Below are 19183 nucleotides of genomic sequence, written 5' to 3' on the forward strand. Positions count from 1 at the left end.
TCCGCCATGAGTGAAGCCACCGATCGTCCCGTCGACGACGACGCGTGGGCGGAGGCCTGCGCCGAGGACTTCGAAGCGGAGAAGGCCCGCCGCCGGGCACAGTACGGACAGCAGCCCGGTTCCGCCGCCGAGGAGCTCCGCAGGCTGATGGACGCGGTGGCCGACAAGGTCTCCTCGCTCCAGTCGCCGCTGCTCGGAATGGCCGCCCAGGGCACCGTCCAGCAGGTGATCCGGCAGGCCAAGTCCGCGGTCGAGCCGGTCATCGAGCGCAACCCGGAGCTCTTCGACCATCTTGCCGCGGCCGGGAGCGAACTCATGGCCGCCTACCGCTCCGCCGTCGAAGGGCAGGAAGCCCGCTGGACCAAGGGCACCGAAGGCGCCGGCGGGACGCAGGGCGCCACCGGAAACACCCCCGGCCCCGGGAAGAAGGCATCCGAAGACCCCTCCGACCCGCGCGACGAGGGCACCGGCGGCAGCGAACAGATCGACCTGGACTGACCCGGGGCAGGAAATACCCGTCCCCGGCTCGGGTACGGTTGGCCGTAGCGGGGCTCGACCGAAACTGAGGGATTCATGGGACTCACCATCGGCGTCGATATCGGCGGCACGAAGATCGCGGCTGGAGTGGTCGACGAAGAGGGCCGGATCCTCTCGACGTTCAAGGTATCGACCCCCCCGACGGCCGAAGGCATCGTGGACGCGATCAGCGCCGCGGTGTCCGGGGCGAGCGAGGGTCACGACGTCGAGGCCGTCGGCATCGGCGCGGCCGGATACGTCGACGACAAGCGCGCCACCGTGCTGTTCGCTCCGAACATCAACTGGCGTCACGAGCCGCTCAAGGACAAGGTCGAGCAGCGCGTCGGCCTGCCCGTCGTCGTCGAGAACGACGCCAACGCGGCGGCCTGGGGCGAATACCGCTTCGGTGCCGGCCAGGGGCACGACGACGTCATCTGCATCACGCTCGGCACCGGCCTGGGCGGCGGCATCATCATGGGCAACAAGCTGCGCCGCGGACGCTTCGGCGTGGCGGCGGAATTCGGTCATATCCGGGTCGTCCCGGACGGGCTCCTCTGCGGCTGCGGCAGCCAGGGCTGCTGGGAGCAGTACGCCTCCGGGCGGGCGCTCGTGCGCTACGCGAAGCAGCGCGCCAACGCGACCCCGGAGAACGCCCAGATCCTGCTGGGTCTCGGCGACGGCTCCGTCGAGGGTATCGAGGGCAAGCACATCAGCGCGGCCGCCCGGCAGGGCTGCCCGGTGGCTGTCGACTCGTTCCGTGAGCTGGCCCGCTGGGCCGGAGCCGGACTGGCCGACCTCGCCTCGCTGTTCGACCCGTCGGCGTTCATCGTCGGCGGGGGTGTCTCGGACGAGGGCGAGCTCGTCCTCGACCCGATCCGCAAGTCGTTCCGGCGCTGGCTGATCGGCGGCGAATGGCGCCCGCACGCTCAGGTCCTCGCTGCCCAACTGGGCGGCAAGGCGGGCCTGGTGGGCGCGGCCGACCTGGCACGCCAGGGCTGACCGCCGCCACACGGCATGTCCGACGCCCGTCGCGCCCTCCGGGGAGCGGCGGGCGTCCGTCGTAGGGTGCCTCCCATGGTCACGATGCCCACGGCCCTGCCCGACTCCCGTACCGAGCCGGACGGTTCGGCCGTCATCCGAGTGCTCAGCTACAACATCCGCTCCCTGCGGGACGACACCGAGGCCCTGGCCCGCGTCATCCGTGCCTGCGCTCCCGATCTGGTGTGCGTCCAGGAGGCGCCGCGTTTCTTCCGCTGGCGGAAGGCCGCCGCCCGGCTCGCGGCCATGACGGACCTGGTGATCCTCGGCGGCGGGGCCACCGCGGCCGGACCGATGCTGTTCTGTTCGCTGCGCGCCACGGTGGAGCGCACCGAGGACGTCCTGCTGCCGCTCACCCCCGGGCAGCACCGGCGCGGGCTGGCCACCGCGGTGGTGCGCGTCGCCGGTGCCCGGTTCGGTGTCGTGAGCTGCCATCTGAGCCTGCGGAGCGACGAGCGGCATGCCCAGGCGGGCATGGTGCTGGACCGGATCGACACGATGCGGGTCCCGCACGCCATCGTGGCCGGTGACCTCAACGACGTACCGGAGGGGCGTGCGTTCCGCCGGCTGGCCGGGCGGCTCCAGGACTGCCGGGCCGTACGGCCGTGGGGCGACGAGCTGACCTTTCCGCCGCACGCGCCGCGCAAGCGGATCGACGCGGTGTTCGCGACCGACCGCATCGAGGTGCTGGGCTGCGGCGTCCCCGCGGACCTCCCCGGTGTCACCGCCGCGGACCTGCGGGCGGCCACGGACCACCTGCCCGTGCTGGCCGCCCTCAGAGTGCCCGCGGGCGGCTGAGCCCGGGGCCGGGAAGCCGACGGGGCCGCCGTCATCGCTCCACCCGGCCGGCCGCCGGTGCGGGAGCCGCGCCTCAGACCACCGCGCCGCGGCCCGGGTCGTCGTCCTCCTCGTCGTCCTGCGGCATGCGCGCCACCAGGGTGGCGAAACCGCCCAGGAACCCGCCGATGCAGAGCGTGGTCAGCCACCACGTCATCTCCCACTGCATCAGCACGGCGAGCAGCAGCAGGACCGGGCCACCGACGACCGCGAGCCAGGCGAACTTCGCCGTCACGTCCGCCTCGGGCAGGGGCGGCGGCTCCGGAGGGACGAAGTGCCCCTCCCCGCTGTCGTCGGCGTCGTCGGTGTCACCGCTCGACGGCTCCGCCACCTCGTAGTCACGCGGTCCCGCGACACCCGGGGCGAAGACGACGGACCCACCGAGCGGCCTCTTCTCCGAGGGGCCGGCGGACGCCTTCCCGCCGGTGCCCTTGTCGACGTCCTCGCCGGTCTCCGGCCCGCCGTCCAGGACGTTGAGCTGGTCCTCGTCGAGCAGGGCCAGGTCCTCGACCGACTTGAAGGGCTTGGCCCCCGGCGGGTCCGGCGGCTCCTCGCCGTACCCCGCGACGATCGCCTCCCAGGCCGCCGCCTCGTCGAGGGGCCGGACCTCCTCCGTACCCTCGGGGACGGCCGTCCCCTCCGAGGGGCGCGGCTCGCGCTCCTCGTCACTGCCCGCGCGCTCCGCGTCGTGCTCAGCCACCGGACGTGCTTCCCTTCTCGCCTGCGACGGATGCGAGGCGGCCGATGAACCGGTAGCTCTCGTCGAAGATCCGCCCCGCATCGTGGTCCAACGTCGCCACGTGGTAGCTCTGTTCCAGCAGGATCTCCTCGACGTCCCTCGACGACACCCTGCTCAGGATCCGGGCCGAGTCCGCGGGCGGTACGACGTGGTCCTGCGGACTGTGCAGCAGCACCAGCGGCTGGGTGACCTGGGGGAGATCGGCGTCGACCAGCCGGAAGAACGCCCGCACCGAGTGGGCGGCGTGCAGCGGCACCCGGTCGTAGCCGACCTCTTCGGAGCCCTCCAGTGCGATGTCGCTGGTCAGCCCCTTCGTCGTACGCACCAGATGCCGGGCGACCGGCAGGGCGTACGCCGACAGGCCGTGCACCTTGTTCGCCGGGTTCACCAGCACCAGGCCGGCGATTCCGTCACCGTGCTTCGCCGCGAGGCGCAGCGCCAGAGCGCCGCCCATGGACAGGCCGAAGACGAAGACGCTCTCGCACCGCTCCCTCAGGGCCCGCAGTTCCCGGTCGACCTCGGCGTACCAGTCCTGCCAGCCCGTGACCGCCATGTCCTCCCAGCGCGTGCCGTGTCCCGGCAGCAGGGGCAGCGACACGGTCAGTCCGCGCTCGGCCAGATGGTCCGCCCAGGGGCGGAGCGACTGCGGCGAGCCCGTGAATCCGTGACAGAGGAGGACGCCGACCTCTCCGCCCTCGTGGCGGAACGGCTCGGCTCCAGGGAGGACCGGCACCGGGGTCTCCTGTTCGTGAAGCGGGGCGGGGTGCGGGGGTGTGCAAAAGGATGACTTCACCGTACGCGACCGGACCGACACCGACCAGGGCCGTCACCGTGCGAGCGGTCGTCCCGGGCACCGGACGGCGGCGGGGCGGCTGTGAGGTGCGCCGCTCCGTCCGGGCGGGGGCGGCGGCGGCCCCACGGGTTAAGGTCTCCCGACGGGACACAGGAGGAAGACGAGTTGATCTACGGCGCGATGAAGTTCGCCATCGGCGGATCCCTGAAGCTCGGTTTCAGGCCGTGGGTGGAGGGCCTCGAGAACATCCCCGCGCAGGGGCCGGCGATCCTCGCGAGCAACCACCTGTCGTTCTCCGACTCCTTCTTCCTGCCGGCGGTGCTCGACCGCAAGGTGACCTTCATCGCGAAGGCCGAGTACTTCACCGCGCCCGGTGTGAAGGGCAAGCTCACCGCCGCCTTCTTCAAGGGCGTGGGACAGCTCCCCGTCGACCGCTCGGGCGGACGCGGCGCCGGTGAGGCGGCGATCAGGGCGGGTATCCAGGTCATCGAGAGCGGCGGCCTCTTCGGTATCTACCCGGAAGGCACCCGGTCACCCGACGGACGGCTCTACCGCGGCAAGCCGGGCGGTCTCGCCAGGGTGGCGCTCGCCACCGGTGCGCCCGTGATCCCCGTGGCGATGATCGACACGGAGAAGATCCAGCCGCCCGGCCAGGTGATGCCCAGGCTCATGCGGCCCGGCATCAGGATCGGCGAGCCCCTCGACTTCACGCGCTACCAGGGCATGGACGGCGACCGCTTCATCCTCCGGTCGGTGACCGACGAGGTCATGTACGAGATCATGAAGCTGTCCGGCCAGGAGTACGTCGACGTCTACGCGACCGCGGCGAAGCGGCGGATCGCCGAGGAGTCCAAGAAGAAGAGCGGATAACGGTCCGGCCGGCGGGGCGACGCCGGCCGTCCGGAGCGGGGAGCATGGGCGGGCTGGGAACCGGGTGAGGGGACACGGGGGACATGGCCGGGCGTGAACGGGTCGTACGGATGTCGGTCGAGCAGCCGCTGTGGCGGGCGCTGACCGCGTACCGCGTGCTGACGCTGGTCTACGCGGCGCTCCTCGCCGGCTTCGGCCGGGAGAAGTACGAGCGCCCCTGGGTCGCCGTCGCCTTCCTGGCGTTCCTCGCCCTCTGGACCGCCGTCACCCTCCCCAGGGTCGCCGGCGCGGCGAGCTGCACCAAGCGCTTCCTCGGCCTGGACCTGGTCGTCGCGCTGGCCGGCATCCTGCTGACCCCCCTGGCCGACGCCGACGCCCGGCACATGGACGGCCCGACGCTCCCGTCGATCTGGACCGCCGGTTCCGTCCTCGCCTTCGCCCTCAAGGGCGGCTGGCGGTGGGCGGCCTTCGCGTCCACCCTCGTCGCCGCCGCCAACATCGTCGAGCGCGGCGAGCCCAGCGAGGACACGTTCCACAACGTGCTGCTCGTGTGGGTCGCCTCCATCGCCATCGGTTACGTCGTCGAGGTCGCCCGCGCCAGTGAGCGGACCCTCGCCCGCGCCCTGGAGATCGAGGCCGCGACCCGGGAGCGGGAGCGACTCGCCCGTGACATCCACGACAGCGTCCTTCAGGTCCTGGCCATGGTCCAGCGCCGCGGTACGGCTCTGGGCGGTGAGGCGGCGGAGCTGGGCCGGATGGCCGGGGAGCAGGAGGTCGCCCTGCGGACCCTCGTCTCCAGCGGCCTGGTGCCCACGACCCGGGTCTCCGAGGACAGCGCCGAGGGAGCGGTGGTCCGCCGGGTGGACGCGGACCATGACGACGCGGAACCCGGGGCCGCCGACAGCGACCTGCGCGCACTCCTCGCCGCGCACGCGGGTTCCAGGGTCACCTTCGCGGAACCCGGTGCCCCGGTGCTGCTCCCCGTCGGGGCGGCCCGCGAACTCGCCGCAGCCGTGAGCGCCGCACTGGACAACGTCAGGGTCCACGCGGGCCCCGCGGCCAGGGCCTGGATCCTGGTCGAGGACGAGCCGGACGAGGTGATCGTCACGGTCCGGGACGACGGCCCCGGCATCCCGGAGGGCCGGCTCGACCAGGCGGAGGGGGAGGGGCGGCTCGGCGTCGCCCTGTCCATCCGCGGACGGCTGCGCGACCTGGGTGGCACAGCAGAGCTGATCTCGGTACCCGGCCAGGGCACCGAGGTCGAGTTGAAGGTTCCGAAGATCTCACGGGGGAAGGCAGGATCGGCCCGATGAGCACGACCGACACACAGGCGTCCGGCGAGCGGCCCATCAAGGTGATGGTTGTCGACGACCATCCGATGTGGCGCGACGCGGTCGCCCGCGATCTGACCGAGTCCGGTTTCGACGTGGTCGCGACCGCCGGCGACGGCCCGAGCGCCGTGCGCCGGGCGGGGGCCGCGAACCCCGACGTCCTGGTGCTCGACCTGAACCTGCCGGGGATGCCCGGCGCCCAGGTCTGCAAGGAGCTTGTCGGCTCCCGTCCGGGGTTGCGCGTCCTGGTGCTGTCCGCCAGCGGCGAGCACGCCGACGTGCTGGAGGCGGTGAAGTCCGGGGCGACCGGCTACCTGCTCAAGTCGGCCAGCACCCAGGAGCTGACCGATGCCGTGCGGGCCACCGCCGCGGGGGACCCGGTGTTCACACCGGGACTGGCCGGACTGGTGCTCGGCGAATACCGCAGGCTCGCTTCCGGTCCCGCCCCCGCCGAGGCCGACGCGCCGAAGATCCCCCAGCTCACCGACCGCGAGACGGAGGTCCTGCGGCTGGTCGCCAAGGGGCTCTCGTACAAGCAGATCGCCGAACGCCTGGTCATCTCCCACCGCACGGTGCAGAACCATGTCCAGAACACCCTCGGCAAGCTCCAGCTGCACAACCGGGTGGAGCTCGTGCGCTACGCGATCGAGGCAGGCCTCGACGACGTGTGACTGGACAACAACCCTGTGAAGCAACGGAATTGACCGTCCCACCCATCCCGAAGTGACCTGGGTCACCCTTAGCGTGGTCCGTAGTGGGCTCACTTCGGCGAAGGGATGCTTCCGTGCGGGTCGGAGTACTGACCGGGGGCGGCGACTGCCCCGGCCTCAACGCGGTCATCCGCGCCATCGTCCGCAAGGGCGTGCAGGAGTACGACTACGACTTCATCGGCTTCCGGGACGGCTGGCGCGGACCGCTGGAGGACAGGACCGTCCCACTGTCCGTACCCGCGGTGCGTGGCATCCTGCCGCGCGGCGGCACCATCATCGGCTCCTCACGGACCAACCCGTTCGACGCCGAGCACGCCGGGCAGGGTGTACGCCGGATCAAGGAGAACCTCGCCAGGCACGAGGTCGACTCCCTGATCACCATCGGCGGCGAGGACACCCTGGGCGTCGCGGCGAGGCTGTCCGACGAGTACGGCGTCAAGTGCGTCGGCGTACCCAAGACCATTGACAACGACTTGTCGGCCACCGACTACACCTTCGGGTTCGACACCGCCGTCGGCATCGCCACCGAGGCCATCGACCGTCTCCACACCACGGCCGAATCCCACATGCGCGTCCTCGTCGTCGAGGTGATGGGCCGGCACGCCGGCTGGATCGCCCTGCACTCCGGGCTGGCCGGCGGTGCCAACGTCATCCTCATCCCCGAGCAGCGCTTCGACATCGACCAGGTCTGCGGATGGGTCGATTCGCGCTTCAGGGCCAGCTACGCGCCGATCGTGGTGGTCGCCGAGGGGGCGGCGCCCGCGCACGGACGGATGATCGTCAAGGACGACACCCACGACTCCTTCGGGCACGTACGGCTCTCCGGCGTCGGCGAGTGGCTCGCCAAGGAGATCGAGCGCCGCACCGGCAAGGAGGCCAGGACCACCGTCCTCGGCCACGTCCAGCGCGGTGGCACCCCGAGTTCCTTCGACCGCTGGCTCGCCACGCGCTTCGGGCTCCACGCCGTCGACGCGGTCCACGACGGCGCCTTCGGCGTCATGGTCGCCCTGCGGGGCACGGACATCGTGCGGGTGCCGATCGCGGATGCCACGGCCCGCCTCAAGACGGTCGACCCGGCCCTCTACGCGGAGGCGGGGGTCTTCTTCGGCTGATGGCGAGACGCCCACGCCCGGCCCGACGCCCTACGGCCCGGCCGGTTCCCTGATCGGGTGTCAGGGAACCGGCCGGGCCGGGGCGAGTGCGGGACGACGCGTGCGTGCCGCACGGGGGTGTCAGTAGCGGAACTGGCTCTGGAGCGTGGAGTTCCCGCTCAGGGTCTCGTCGGAGGTCTGCCCGATCGTCCGGGCGGCCTGCTCGGTGACCACCAGGGGCCATTGGGTCTCGACCACGAACAGCAGCCCGTCCGTCTTCATCGGATCGAGGCCGCCCTTGGTGGCGCCCTCCCAGGCATCCGCCCCCGGGCCGTGCGGGTTCATCGGGTTGACGATCCCCGCTATGCCGTTCACGTAGCCGTCGTCGGCCGCTGCGCCACCCAGGCCAGCGGTCACGTGCTGGGCCTGCTCGATGACACCGACGAATTCGGCGTTCACGTTGCGGTGGTAGTACGGCGGCCGGAAGGCGTCCGTGACGACCCACTCGGGCGGTACGGCACAGAAGTCGATGTTGTTCAGACCCGGCGTGGACGTCGTGGACGTCAGCGCCGTCAGCAGCGAGGGGTCGCGGTGGTCGTAGTTGACCGACGCCATGACCTGGAAGTCGCGGAGGTCGTAGACGTACGGGGCGCTGTTGCCGTGCCAGGCGACCACGTCGAGCGGCGAGTGGTCGTACGTCGACGTCCAGAGATCCCCGTACACCTTGGTGATCACCTCGACCGGCTCTTCCGAGTCGTCGTAGGCGGCGGCCGGCGCAAGGAAATCGCGCGGGTTGGACATTCCGCTCTGGCCGACGAAGCCCAGCTCCGGAAGGGAGAACGGCGTACCGAAGTTCTCGAACACGTAGCCGCGCACGAAGCCGGTGCCGGTCTCGTCCCCGGCCGTGCCGAGGATCTCGACCCGGAACTTCATGCCGCGGGGGATCAGGGCGATGTGGCCGGGCTCCACACCCAGCAGGCCGAGTTCGGTGTGGATGAGCAGCCCGCCCTGCTCGGGCACGATGAGCAGCTGGCCGTCGGAGGTGCTGAACACGCGGTCCGTCATCGACACGTCGGCCGTGTAGAGGTGCACCGCCATGCCGCTGCGTGTCCGGGGGTCCCCGTTGCCCGCCAGCGTCCACAGGCCGGCGACGAAGTCGGTCCCCTGGGCGGGAGCCGGCCGCGGCTTCCAGTACAGCGAGTGCGGATCCACCGGTGTATTCACGAAGGGCGGGGTCAGCAGCGTCCCGTTGTCCATGCGCTCCTGGCGCGGACGCACGACGGACGGGCGGATGCGGTACATCCAGGTACGCCGGGTGTTGGGACGGGTCTCGGTGAACGCGGTCTCGGACAGCAGTTCCGTGTACAGACCGTGAGGGGGCAGCTGGGGGCTGTTGCGCCCCACGGGCAGAGCCCCGGCCAGAGCCTCGCTGCTGTGCTCGTTGCCGAAACCGGTGGAGTACGTCAGCGAAGCCGCGCGCTTCCGGGCACGCTCGCGTACTGCCGCTTCCCGCTCGAGGTTGGTGGTCATACGTCTGGCCTTTCTCCAAGGGGGACTTGTCCGCCACAGCCGGGCTATCTGCCGGAGCAATCAGTAGCGCGCGGCAGAAATCTGTTCCGTAGCCTCCGCCGGTTCAGTTCCTCGGCGGCACACGGCGAGCTGTTGCTGTTGATAGACATCTATCACCAAACGTTCACAGTCAACAAGTGATAGACACTTATCGGTGCGTGGCTCTACCTTGTCTGCACGGTTTCAGGCGCGATCCGGCACCGGTACGAGTCAGGCCAGGTTCATTTCGGGTCTGCGCTTCGGTCTCAACGGTGTTGCCGGGCGCGGCTCAGCTGCGTGACCGCTCATCACCTGTGCTGATCGGCGGGTTGCCGGCCTTGACGCCGCACGCGGGCTGGTGGCCGTGACGCGCACCGGGCGCGCGGGCAGCCGCCACCCCGCCGGGGCGACCGGCAGGCGAACTCACGTGCAGAGCGGGGCCGTTCGGCAGCATCCGACGGTCGGGGACGGGCCGATGTCCGGCCGGTCGCGGGCCGGGATCCGAACGTGCCGACCCGTGCCGGCCGACCGGCGTGGCGGCCGCCGAAGGTGGGCCGGCCGGGGTCACTCAGGAGCGCTGGAAGGGGTCGGTGACGACTTCCGCGGGAGGAAGGGGATCTGTCGCGTCGAGCAACAACGAGTCCATGACGAGCCTCAGGTACCGCCGCCAGCCGTCGCTCTCCGGTCGCAGCGTGGGCACCACGCCCAGGAGCATCAGGATGAGCCGGAGTGTGTCTCTCTCCGGGTCGAGATCGCGCCTGAACAAGCCCTGTTGCCGACCCTCTTCGATGATCCGGCTGACCGGATCCGCGAAGGTCGACCGGATGATGTCCAGGGTCATCTCCGGGAGGATCGCTCCGCTGCGACTGGCCGCGCTGAGGGCGGCCTCGAAGGCGATGCTGACTCCCTTGCGCGGGTCCGGCTCGTTCGCGGCCACGACCAGGGCCGGGGCCATGTCGGCGGCGAAGAGTTCCCAGATCACCCCTTGGAGCAGGTCCTGCCGCGTCGGGAAGCGGCGATAGACCGTTGCCACCCCGAACCCCGCGGCTTCGGCGATGTCCGCCATGGACGCCTGTGGGTCGTCACGGAGTGCCGCGCTTGCGGCCTGCAGGATGCGGCGGGTGTTCCGCTCGGCGTCGCGTCGCGACTTCGACCGATTTGTGTCGCCGCCTTCTGATGTCTCCGCTTCCCCGCGCATGCGCGGGACGCTACCAGATGCCCCATATGGCGGCGGTGCCGTCACTCTCCGATCGGCCGTCACGTCACGCCCGGGCTCCGGTCGTCGGACGTTCCGGAGCGGGCCGGTCGTTCGGCGCCCCGCACCGGGCCTCGTCCTGGTGCGCCATGCCGTCAGGCGTGCGGTGCCGTCGCCGGTCTCCCCCTGTCGGCCACCGGTGCCCGGGCATCTCGCCACGTAGGTGATAGTGGCCTATCACTTGCTTCGGCAAGTTTTTGTTGATAGACCAATATCAGCAAGTCCGGGGCGTCGAGTGCGGATCGGCGTCGTCTTGCTTCGTGGGCGCCCCGGAACGACGGCGGTCGAGGTATTCTTCGGCCGCGCATCATTCAAGGGGCCCCTTTGAGTACTCTGCGCATTGCCGTGCTGGATGACTACCAGCATGTGGCAAGGAGCTATGCCGACTGGGAATCTCTGAATGCATATACAGAGTTCTTCCATCACGCTTTTCCCGATGCGGACGCGGCCGTATCCCAGTTGGCCGACTTCGATGTAGTGGTGGCCATGCGGGAACGTACGAGGTTCCCCGCCGACGTGTTGCGCCGCCTCGAACGTCTCAAGCTGCTCGTCACCACCGCTCCGGCGAACGCCGCGATCGACGTCCAGGCGGCGAACGCCCAGGGTGTCGTCGTCTGCGGTACGGGATACCCCGATGTCGCCGCCACCTGCGAACTCACCTGGGCGCTGCTTCTCGCCGCGGCCAGGAACCTGCCGTCCGAGAGCCGGCTGGTTCGCGAGGGCGGCTGGCAGGGGAGCGTCGGCACGATTCTGGAAGGCAAGACGCTCGGTCTGCTGGGCCTGGGCCGGATCGGAGGCCGTGTTGCCAAGGTGGCCCAGGCGTTCGGGATGGAGACCATCGCCTGGAGCCAGAACCTCACCGCCGAGAAGGCGGCGCCGCACGGCGTGACCGCGGTGAGCAAGGAAGAACTCTTCACCCGTTCCGACGCGGTGTCCGTGCACCTGGTCCTCAGTGAGCGCACGCACCACCTGGTGGGAGCGAACGAGCTGTCGCTGATGAAGCGCACCGCGGTCCTGGTCAACACATCGCGCGGTCCCATCATCGACGAGGACGCACTGGTCCAGGCGCTGCGCGACGGCGCGATCGGCGGAGCGGCTCTCGACGTGTTCGAGACCGAGCCGCTGCCGGTGCCGCACCCTCTGCGTGAGCTCGACAACGCCACCATCACGCCGCACATCGGCTACGTGACCGAGGGCAATTACAAGGTCTTCTACGAAGAGGCCGTGGAGGACATCGCCGCGTTCGTCGCCGGTGAACCGATCCGCATCGTCAAGTAGTCCGTCAAACTCTCAGGGAGAGGCAGTACTCATGAGTGACCGTCTGGAAATCATCGAAGTCCTCGCACGCTACGTCCGCGCGCTCGAAGAGCGTGACGCCAAGGCCATCGCGGCGCTGTTCGCACCTGAGGGCGCGTTCGAGATCCAGAGCCGTTCCGGCCGGGAGGCTTACGCGACCCGTGTGACGGTCACCGGCCCCGGCCAGATCCAGGCGCTGATGGAGAGCGGCACGATGCCCTCCACGCGTGGCAACCAGTACTTCACCACTGACCACATCGTGGACATCGATGGGGACGAGGCGCGTATGGACGCCCAGTTCCTGACGGTCGAGTCCAACGTCGAAGGCACCGCCGGGCAGAACTGGCCGGTCGGGTCGGTCATGCTGCAGGGTGCGCTGGCGCTCAGCATGGCCGGTCACTACGCGTCGGTGCTGCGCAAGATCGACGGACGCTGGGCGCTCACCTCGCACTGCGTGAGGCACAACCTCCCCATGGCCGTTCCGCCGGCCAAGTAGCCCGCCGCAGGCCGAACGAGATCTCTCCGCGAAAGGAACGAAGATGGCTGTCTGGGAAGTTGCACGCATCACGGTCGCCGAGGCCACCGAGGATGACTTCGAATCCCTTGTGCGCGCGCATATACCGCTTCTCCGGGCGACCGACGGCTGTCTCGACGTGAAGCTGCTTCGAGCCGTCGACGCGGAGGGGACGTTCGTGCTCCTCCTCCAGTGGGAGTCCGTCGACCACCACCTCGAGTTCACGAAGACCGAGGAGTTCGCAGGGTTCGTCGGCGCGCTGGGTCCCCTGTTCACCGGGACGCCGGACACGTTCCACGCCGCCACGGTCATCGAGGGGTTCTGAGCAGATGAAGCCGCTGGCCGGGACCTTCCTGGACGGGCCTTTCGTGGGCCTGGGATATCGCACGCCTTCCCAGGAAGGTGTCACCGACGATGCGGGGACCTTCCTCTACCTGCCCGGCGAGACGGTGACCTTCTCCATCGGCGGTCTTGTCATCGGGAGCGCGGCCGCGGCCACGCATCTGACGCTGGGCAGTCTCCACGACGGTGACCCCGCGGGCGCTCCCGATGTCACCCGGCCGGACACGGTCAACCGTTCGCGGTTCGTCCAGAGCCTCGGGCGGCAGACGGACCTTCGCGACGGCGTGCTGATCGACAAGCACATCCGTGAGGTCGTCGACGCACAGGCGGAAGGCATTTCCTTCGCCTGTGACGTCGAGTCCTTCGCGCAGGCGGACTCCGTCCGCGCGGTCTTCAGCGAGACCGGGCTCCGCTTCCGGGGAGCCGCCGAGGCCCGGAACCACCTGCGGCGCGCGCTCACGGGCATCAAGGTGCTCCGGGACGTACGCGTTCCCACGCGCGACGGAAGCTACCTCCTCGCCGACGTGTTCCGGCCCATCGAGGCGGGCAACTACCCGGTTCTGCTCCGGCAGTCGGTCTACGGGCGGGCGTTCCGGGTGGGTTCCATTCTCAGCGACGAGGACCTCCAGGCGAGCGAGGAGCGGGAAGCCGCGTGGCACGAGGAGAGCCGGGACGGGATCTTCGCCTATTTCCGGCACTCGGAAACCGCCGTCAGCGCGAACTCCAGCACGTGGGTGCCGCGCGGGTACGTCGTCGTGCGGGTGGACAGCCGGGGCGTGGGCAGAACGCCCGGTACGGTCGACCCCTTCTCCGTGCAGGAATCCCTCGACTACTACGACGCCATCGAGTGGGCCGCACAGCAGCCCTGGAGTGACGGCAAGGTCGGCCTCTACGGGGGCTCGTACAACGCGACGATCCAGTGGAACGTGGCGTCGTTGCGCCCCCCGTCGCTCAAGGCCATCGCCCCGCTCGCCTCGGACTCGGACGCCTACAGGGACCTGGCGTACACGGGCGGCCTCTTCCTGAACGACTACCGCACGTGGTGGTTCACCGAGATGGTCGGCGGTGCGAAGAACCCCGAGTCGGACACCGTCGACTTCGTCGGCGGGCTGGCCGGTCATCCGTGGGACGACGACTACTACCGCGGTGCCGGGCTCCAGTCGGCCGACTTCTCCAGTATCGACATACCGGTGCTCACGGCGGTCAGCCAGACCGCGCAGATCCACGGCAGGGCCGGCTTCGAGGCGTTCGCTCAGCTGAAGTCCCCCGACAAGCAGCTTCTCGTGTGGGACGCCGAGTACGCGCACCACATGTACCTGGACAGCCAGTCCGACATCGAGGCGTTCTTCGACCGGCACCTCAAGGGTGTGGAGCCCGACCGCGCTCCCTCGCCGGTACGCATGGTCATGCGCACCGGCGACGGAGGGTCCGAGTGGCGGGACGCGGCCGAGTGGCCCGTCCCCGGCACGGAGTACCGGAAGCTCTTCCTCGACGCCGGTGCCGATGGGGGTGTCGGCGGAGTCACCGCCGAGCCGTCCGCGCACATCGCCGTCGCCGAGTACTCCGCCGATGTCCGCGCGTCCGAGCCGGATCTGCCCATGGCCGTGTTCGAGACAGCCCCCTTCGACACGGACGTCGAGCTCGCGGGCCACTTCAGGGCGACCGTATGGGTGGCCTCCACGTCGTCCGACGCGGACCTCTATGTATCGGTGCGCGTCATGGACGGTGACCGGGAGGTCCCCTTCGGGACGCACGAACCCAACCCCGCCGCTCCGCTGACCTGGGGCTGCCTGAAGGTGTCGCGCAGAGCGCTCGACCCCGAGCTCAGCACCGAGGTACGCCCCTATCACACGCACCGGCGCGAGGACGCCCAGCCGCTGTCCCCGGGCGATGTCGTGAAGGCCGAGGTGGAGCTGCTGCCCGCCACCGGTCGGATCGCCGCGGGGCGCCGGCTGCGCATCGAGATCTCTCCCGCGGACAGGAAGGGAGCAACCTCGGCGTGGGCCCGGGCCTACGACGAGTCCTACCACCGTGACGCGGTCAACCGCGTCTTCACGGGAGGTCCGCTCGCCAGCTCGCTCACCCTGCCGGTGATCTCGCGCCGGGCCGACTGAGCCGGTACGCAGAACCACATCCCATGTGGCGGACGGTCGTTTCGCGTGCGACCCCCGCCGTCACCGGGGGACGGGACCGCCGTGCGGGGCGGCCCCGGCGCCTCCTCGGCCACCGGGGGGCGGGACCGCTGTGCGGCGGCCCCGCCCCCCGGTGGCATGTACGGCGTCGACCCGCCCGGTGGACGGTGTCCGGAAACCCCTCCGGACACCGTCCGCACCGAGGAGTCCTCAGCCGGCCACGGGAAGCGCCGCCAGCAGCTCGGTCACGATCGTCGAGCCGCGCAGGGTGAGCACCGACTCCGGGTGGAACTGCACCGACGCGAAACCCCTGCCCCGCAGCGCGTGCAGTTCGCCGGTCGCCGCGTCCCGGCTCACCTCGATGCCGTGGGCACCGAGCTCCGCCTCCGCGGCCCCGTCGCAGCGCGCGGTGAAACTGTTGTAGAAGCCGACGGTCTCGGGCCTGCCGAACAGCTCGATCCTGGCTTGCGCCCCCTGGTGGGGCACGCTCTTGCGCACGATCTCCAGGCCGAGCTCCGCCGCGATCAGCTCGTGCCCGAGGCAGACGCCGAGCAGCCCGTGCCGGTGGTCCCGCACCAGGCCGGCGGCCAGCTCCCTCAGCAGCCGCATCTTGGGGTCGGCCGTGTCCCCGGGGTCGCCGGGGCCGGGCCCCAGCACGACCGGCCCCTCGTGCGCCCGCACGGCCTCGCGCAGCCCGGGCCGGTCGAAGCGGCGCACCGTCACGGTCAGGCCCGACGACCGCAGCAGGTGCGCGAGCATGGCCGTGAAGGTGTCCTCGCCGTCCACCACCAGAGCGTGGCCGGACAGTTCGGCCGACCGCTCCTGCATCCGGAGCCAGAACGGGGCGAGCCCACCGCGCCGCTCATCCAATGCGGCCCGGACCCGGGGGTCCGAGGCCAGCCGCGGACGGTCCGCCTCCGCCTCGGGCCGGGCGGGCCCGGCCCCCAGGGCCGCGAGCACCCCCGCCGCCTTCGCACGGGTCTCGGCGACCTCCGCCGCCGGATCGGAACGGCGGACGAGGGTCGCGCCCACCGGCACGCTCAGCCGGCCGGTCTCCGAGATGTCGGCCGTGCGGATCAGGATCGGCGAGTCGAGGGTCTGTGCGCCTCCCGGTTCCCGGCCCATCAGGGCCAGGGCGCCCGCGTAGTACCCGCGGCCCGTGGGTTCGTACCGCTCGATGACCCGGCAGGCGTTCTGGACGGGCGAGCCCGTGACCGTCGCCGCGAACATGGTCTCCTTCAGTACCTCGCGGACGTCCAGGGAGGAACGCCCGCGCAGCTCGTACTCGGTGTGCGCGAGGTGGGCCATCTCCTTGAGCCGCGGCCCGACCACCACCCCGCCCATGTCGCCGACGGTGCACATCATCTTGAGCTCCTCGTCGACCACCATGGAGAGCTCCTCGGTCTCCTTGCGGTCGCCGAGGAAGGCGAGCAGGCTCTCGGCGGTCGGTCCCTCGTCCGGGTAGCGGTAGGTCCCGCTGATGGGGTTCATCACCACCGTCCCGCCGGACATCCGTACGTGCACCTCCGGGCTGGCGCCGACCAGCGTCCGGCCGCGCAGCCCCGGCCGCCCGGCGTTCCCCGTGTGCACGACGAACGTCCAGTACGCCCCGCGCTCGCCCTCCAGCAGCCGCCGGAACAGTGCCAGCGCGTCCGCCCGCCCGAATCCGGGGATCTCGCCGCCGAAGGTCCGCCGGATGACGAAGTTCGCCCCCTCGCCCCGCCCGATCTCGTCCTCGACGACCCGCCGGACGATGTCCTCGTACGCGTCGTCGGAGACGTCGAAGCCGCCGCCCTCGACCCGTACGCCGTGGTCGGGCAGCTGCGCGAGGACCTCGGCAAGCGGCAGCTCGTACACCTCGTCGGCCACCAGCACGGCCAGCGGGGTGCCGTCGTCGCGGACGTCGAATCCGCGCTCGGCGATCTGCCCGAAGGGGACCAGGGCGAGCGAGGGCCGCTCACCCACGGGAAGCGCGGCGAGGCGGTCCACCTCGTGCACCTCGCCGGTCAGGATCTCCACGGTGTCGTGGTCCCGCCCGGGCGTGCGCCTGCGCAGCAGCGCGAACGGAGGGGAGTCGTCCCGCAGGAGGTCGGAGAGGGCGGGGGAGCGGTGGGACATGGGCGTTCCTTCCGGACGGAGGAACGGCTCCCGGCTCCAGCAAGCAGAGAAGGCCGCCCCTCGGGGCGGCCTTCGCGAAGTCAGTACGCGCGATGATCAGCGGGCCGCCGGATGAGCGGTCCACCACCAGTTCTGGATCGTCTGCGCGAACATGCCACGGACCTTATCGGATGCGGTGGACAAACGAGCGCACGTCTCATTTGGTGAGCGGGTCGGCTGGACCGCCTCCTGGACCCCGTAGTGTTGTCAAGGTGACCGTGAACGCCAATACCTCCGTCGCCGGTGGCCACACCTGGCGAGACCTTCCCGCGGCGCAGCAGCCCGAGTACCCCGATGCCGAGGCTCTGCGCGACGTGATCGCGGACCTCGAGTCGTATCCGCCGCTCGTCTTCGCCGGCGAGTGCGACCAGCTGCGGGCCCGCCTGGGAGCCGTCGCCAAGGGCGAGGCGTTCCTGCTGCAGGGCGGTGACTGTGCCGAGGCCTTCGACGGCGTGTCCGCCGAGGACATCAGGGCCAAACTCAAGACCCTGCTCCAGATGAGCGCCGTCCTCACCTACGCGGCCTCCGTGCCCGTCGTGAAGATCGGCCGGATCGCCGGTCAGTACTCCAAGCCGCGCTCCAAGCCGACCGAGACCCGCGACGGCGTGACGCTGCCGACCTACCGCGGCGACTCCGTCAACGGCTTCGAATTCACCGAGGCCGCCCGCATCCCGGACCCTCAGCGGCTGAAGCAGATGTACCACGCGTCCGCTTCCACGCTGAACCTGGTCCGCGCCTTCACCACCGGTGGGTACGCCGACCTGCGCCAGGTGCACGCCTGGAACCAGGACTTCGTCAAGTCCTCCCCGTCGGGCCAGCGTTACGAGGCCCTGGCCCGCGAGATCGACAACGCGCTGAACTTCATGAAGGCGTGCGGCACGGACCCGGCCGAGTTCAAGGCGGTCGAGTTCTACGCCTCGCACGAGGCCCTGCTGCTGGACTACGAGTCGTCGCTGACCCGGACCGACTCACGGACCGGCCAGCTGTACGACACCTCGGGCCACATGGTCTGGATCGGTGAGCGCACCCGGCAGATGGACGGGGCGCACATCGAGTTCGCCTCGAAGGTCCGCAACCCCATCGGTATCAAGCTCGGCCCGACGACCACGGTCGACGAGGCCCTCGCCTACGTCGACCGCCTCGACCCCGAGCGCGAGCCCGGCCGGCTGACCTTCATCGTCCGCATGGGCGCCGACAAGGTCCGCGACAAGCTGCCCGAGCTGGTCGAGAAGGTCACCGCCTCGGGCGCCACCGTGGCCTGGGTGACCGACCCGATGCACGGCAACACCTTCGAGGCCGCGTCCGGCCACAAGACGCGCCGCTTCGACGACGTCCTGGACGAGGTCAAGGGCTTCTTCGAGGTGCACAAGCAGCTCGGGACGCACCCCGGCGGCATCCACGTCGAGCTCACCGGTGACGACGTCACCGAGTGCGTCGGCGGCGGCCACGAGATCTTCGTGGACGACCTGCACCAGCGATACGAGACGGCCTGCGACCCGCGCCTCAACCGCAGCCAGTCCCTGGACCTGGCCTTCCTGGTCGCCGAGATGTACCGCGACCAGTAGGGATCACTCCCGGTGACGTCGGTGGGGCACGGATCGATGTGATCCGTGCCCCACGGTCGTACCGGGGCTTTTGCGTGCGGGGGGTGGCGGGTAAGGTTAGGTTAGCCTCACCGGGAATCGGGACGGCGCAGTGATCGACTACCCGTCGGGAGGTGAACCGCATGTACGTCTGCTCGTGCTTCGGCATCACCGAGGAGCAGGTCAAGAAGCACGCGGACGGCGGAGCCTGCACCCCCCGCCAGATCGCTTCCGCCTGCAAGGCCGGTACGGACTGCGGCGGTTGCGTCCGCAGGATCCAGGCGCTGCTGGGCCGCGGGGACTGTCCCCGCCGTGACCTCGTCGAAGGCCGCACGGTACCGGCAGGCGCCACGGCCGGCGAACCCGTCGTCTTCGGCACCACGGCCGACGTCACGCTGTCCGACGCCGCCTGACCCCCCGCGCCCCCGCGG

Annotated in this window: 19 protein-coding genes; 13 read left to right on the top strand and 6 right to left on the bottom strand. The window is 70.5% G+C overall.

The genetic code is table 11. The features are described from left to right. Positions 1-6 precede the first annotated feature (6 nt). The 3 genes from OG206_RS23915 (at position 7) to OG206_RS23925 (ending at position 2352) form a co-directional block, all read left to right on the top strand. Positions 7-498 carry a DUF5304 domain-containing protein gene (locus tag OG206_RS23915; protein WP_327119392.1) on the top strand — a complete coding sequence of 164 codons (492 nt, stop codon included), beginning with the start codon at positions 7-9 and terminating at the stop codon, positions 496-498. A gap of 75 nt (positions 499-573) precedes the next feature. Then, a complete protein-coding gene (locus tag OG206_RS23920; RefSeq protein WP_327119394.1) occupies positions 574-1515 on the top strand; it encodes an ROK family glucokinase in 942 nt (313 codons plus the stop codon). A 75-nt stretch (positions 1516-1590) separates the two neighbouring features. Next, on the top strand, positions 1591-2352 hold the full coding sequence (locus OG206_RS23925) for an endonuclease/exonuclease/phosphatase family protein (RefSeq protein ID WP_327119396.1): 762 nt from the start codon (positions 1591-1593) through the stop codon (positions 2350-2352). 73 nt (positions 2353-2425) lie between these two features. On the opposite strand, the gene OG206_RS23930 is transcribed toward OG206_RS23925, so the two are convergent. After that, complete coding sequence (locus OG206_RS23930; RefSeq protein WP_327119398.1) at positions 2426-3091, bottom strand: hypothetical protein; 666 nt, start codon at positions 3089-3091, stop codon at positions 2426-2428. Beyond that, positions 3084-3863, bottom strand: a complete 780-nt coding sequence (locus tag OG206_RS23935) for an alpha/beta hydrolase (RefSeq protein ID WP_327119400.1) — start codon at positions 3861-3863, stop codon at positions 3084-3086. Before OG206_RS23935 ends, OG206_RS23930 begins: the two co-directional genes overlap by 8 nt. A gap of 225 nt (positions 3864-4088) precedes the next feature. Here OG206_RS23935 and OG206_RS23940 point away from each other — a divergent pair, with 225 nt between their 5' ends. The 4 genes from OG206_RS23940 to OG206_RS23955 all read left to right on the top strand — a co-directional run bounded on the left by OG206_RS23940 (position 4089) and on the right by OG206_RS23955 (position 7946). Continuing rightward, on the top strand, positions 4089-4793 hold the full coding sequence (locus OG206_RS23940; RefSeq protein WP_442805888.1) for a lysophospholipid acyltransferase family protein: 705 nt from the start codon (positions 4089-4091) through the stop codon (positions 4791-4793). Between the two features lie 83 nt (positions 4794-4876). Beyond that, on the top strand, positions 4877-6106 hold the full coding sequence (gene macS / locus OG206_RS23945; RefSeq protein WP_327119402.1) for a MacS family sensor histidine kinase: 1230 nt from the start codon (positions 4877-4879) through the stop codon (positions 6104-6106). Further along, positions 6103-6795: a response regulator transcription factor gene (locus OG206_RS23950; protein WP_327119404.1), complete on the top strand. Its 693-nt coding sequence runs from the start codon at positions 6103-6105 to the stop codon at positions 6793-6795. Before macS ends, OG206_RS23950 begins: the two co-directional genes overlap by 4 nt. Before the next feature lie 113 nt (positions 6796-6908). Further along, positions 6909-7946 (top strand): 6-phosphofructokinase, encoded by a 1038-nt coding sequence (locus tag OG206_RS23955; protein WP_327119406.1) that lies wholly within the window; start codon positions 6909-6911, stop codon positions 7944-7946. A gap of 120 nt (positions 7947-8066) precedes the next feature. Here the strand turns inward: OG206_RS23955 and OG206_RS23960 are convergent, their stop codons facing one another. Together OG206_RS23960 and OG206_RS23965 are read right to left on the bottom strand one after the other, a co-directional pair. Beyond that, a complete protein-coding gene (locus OG206_RS23960) occupies positions 8067-9455 on the bottom strand; it encodes a homogentisate 1,2-dioxygenase (RefSeq protein ID WP_327119408.1) in 1389 nt (462 codons plus the stop codon). 586 nt (positions 9456-10041) lie between these two features. Beyond that, the gene (locus OG206_RS23965; protein ID WP_327119410.1) at positions 10042-10671 is read right to left on the bottom strand and encodes a TetR/AcrR family transcriptional regulator; all 630 of its coding nucleotides are present in this window, start codon (positions 10669-10671) and stop codon (positions 10042-10044) included. A 390-nt stretch (positions 10672-11061) separates the two neighbouring features. Here OG206_RS23965 and OG206_RS23970 point away from each other — a divergent pair, with 390 nt between their 5' ends. The 4 genes from OG206_RS23970 to OG206_RS23985 are packed head-to-tail and all read left to right on the top strand — an operon-like array spanning position 11062 to position 14994. Then, complete coding sequence (locus OG206_RS23970; protein ID WP_327122383.1) at positions 11062-12006, top strand: D-2-hydroxyacid dehydrogenase family protein; 945 nt, start codon at positions 11062-11064, stop codon at positions 12004-12006. 31 nt (positions 12007-12037) lie between these two features. Next, positions 12038-12520 carry a nuclear transport factor 2 family protein gene (locus tag OG206_RS23975; protein WP_327119412.1) on the top strand — a complete coding sequence of 161 codons (483 nt, stop codon included), beginning with the start codon at positions 12038-12040 and terminating at the stop codon, positions 12518-12520. Between the two features lie 43 nt (positions 12521-12563). After that, positions 12564-12863, top strand: coding sequence for an antibiotic biosynthesis monooxygenase family protein (locus tag OG206_RS23980; RefSeq protein ID WP_327119414.1), 300 nt, complete (start codon positions 12564-12566; stop codon positions 12861-12863). 4 nt (positions 12864-12867) lie between these two features. Beyond that, a complete protein-coding gene (locus OG206_RS23985; protein WP_327119416.1) occupies positions 12868-14994 on the top strand; it encodes a CocE/NonD family hydrolase in 2127 nt (708 codons plus the stop codon). A gap of 228 nt (positions 14995-15222) precedes the next feature. Here OG206_RS23985 and OG206_RS23990 read toward each other — a convergent pair whose 3' ends face one another. Together OG206_RS23990 and OG206_RS32635 are read right to left on the bottom strand one after the other, a co-directional pair. After that, positions 15223-17130, bottom strand: coding sequence for an anthranilate synthase family protein (locus tag OG206_RS23990; RefSeq protein ID WP_327119418.1), 1908 nt, complete (start codon positions 17128-17130; stop codon positions 15223-15225). A 96-nt stretch (positions 17131-17226) separates the two neighbouring features. Further along, a complete protein-coding gene (locus tag OG206_RS32635) occupies positions 17227-17283 on the bottom strand; it encodes a trp operon leader peptide (RefSeq protein WP_079159714.1) in 57 nt (18 codons plus the stop codon). 104 nt (positions 17284-17387) lie between these two features. Here OG206_RS32635 and OG206_RS23995 point away from each other — a divergent pair, with 104 nt between their 5' ends. Continuing rightward, on the top strand, positions 17388-18734 hold the full coding sequence (locus OG206_RS23995; protein ID WP_327119420.1) for a class II 3-deoxy-7-phosphoheptulonate synthase: 1347 nt from the start codon (positions 17388-17390) through the stop codon (positions 18732-18734). Between the two features lie 161 nt (positions 18735-18895). After that, the gene (locus OG206_RS24000; protein ID WP_327119422.1) at positions 18896-19165 is read left to right on the top strand and encodes a (2Fe-2S)-binding protein; all 270 of its coding nucleotides are present in this window, start codon (positions 18896-18898) and stop codon (positions 19163-19165) included. Positions 19166-19183 lie beyond the last annotated feature (18 nt).

The sequence above is a fragment of the Streptomyces sp. NBC_01341 genome, assembly GCF_035946055.1.
In the GTDB taxonomy this organism is placed as follows: domain Bacteria; phylum Actinomycetota; class Actinomycetes; order Streptomycetales; family Streptomycetaceae; genus Streptomyces.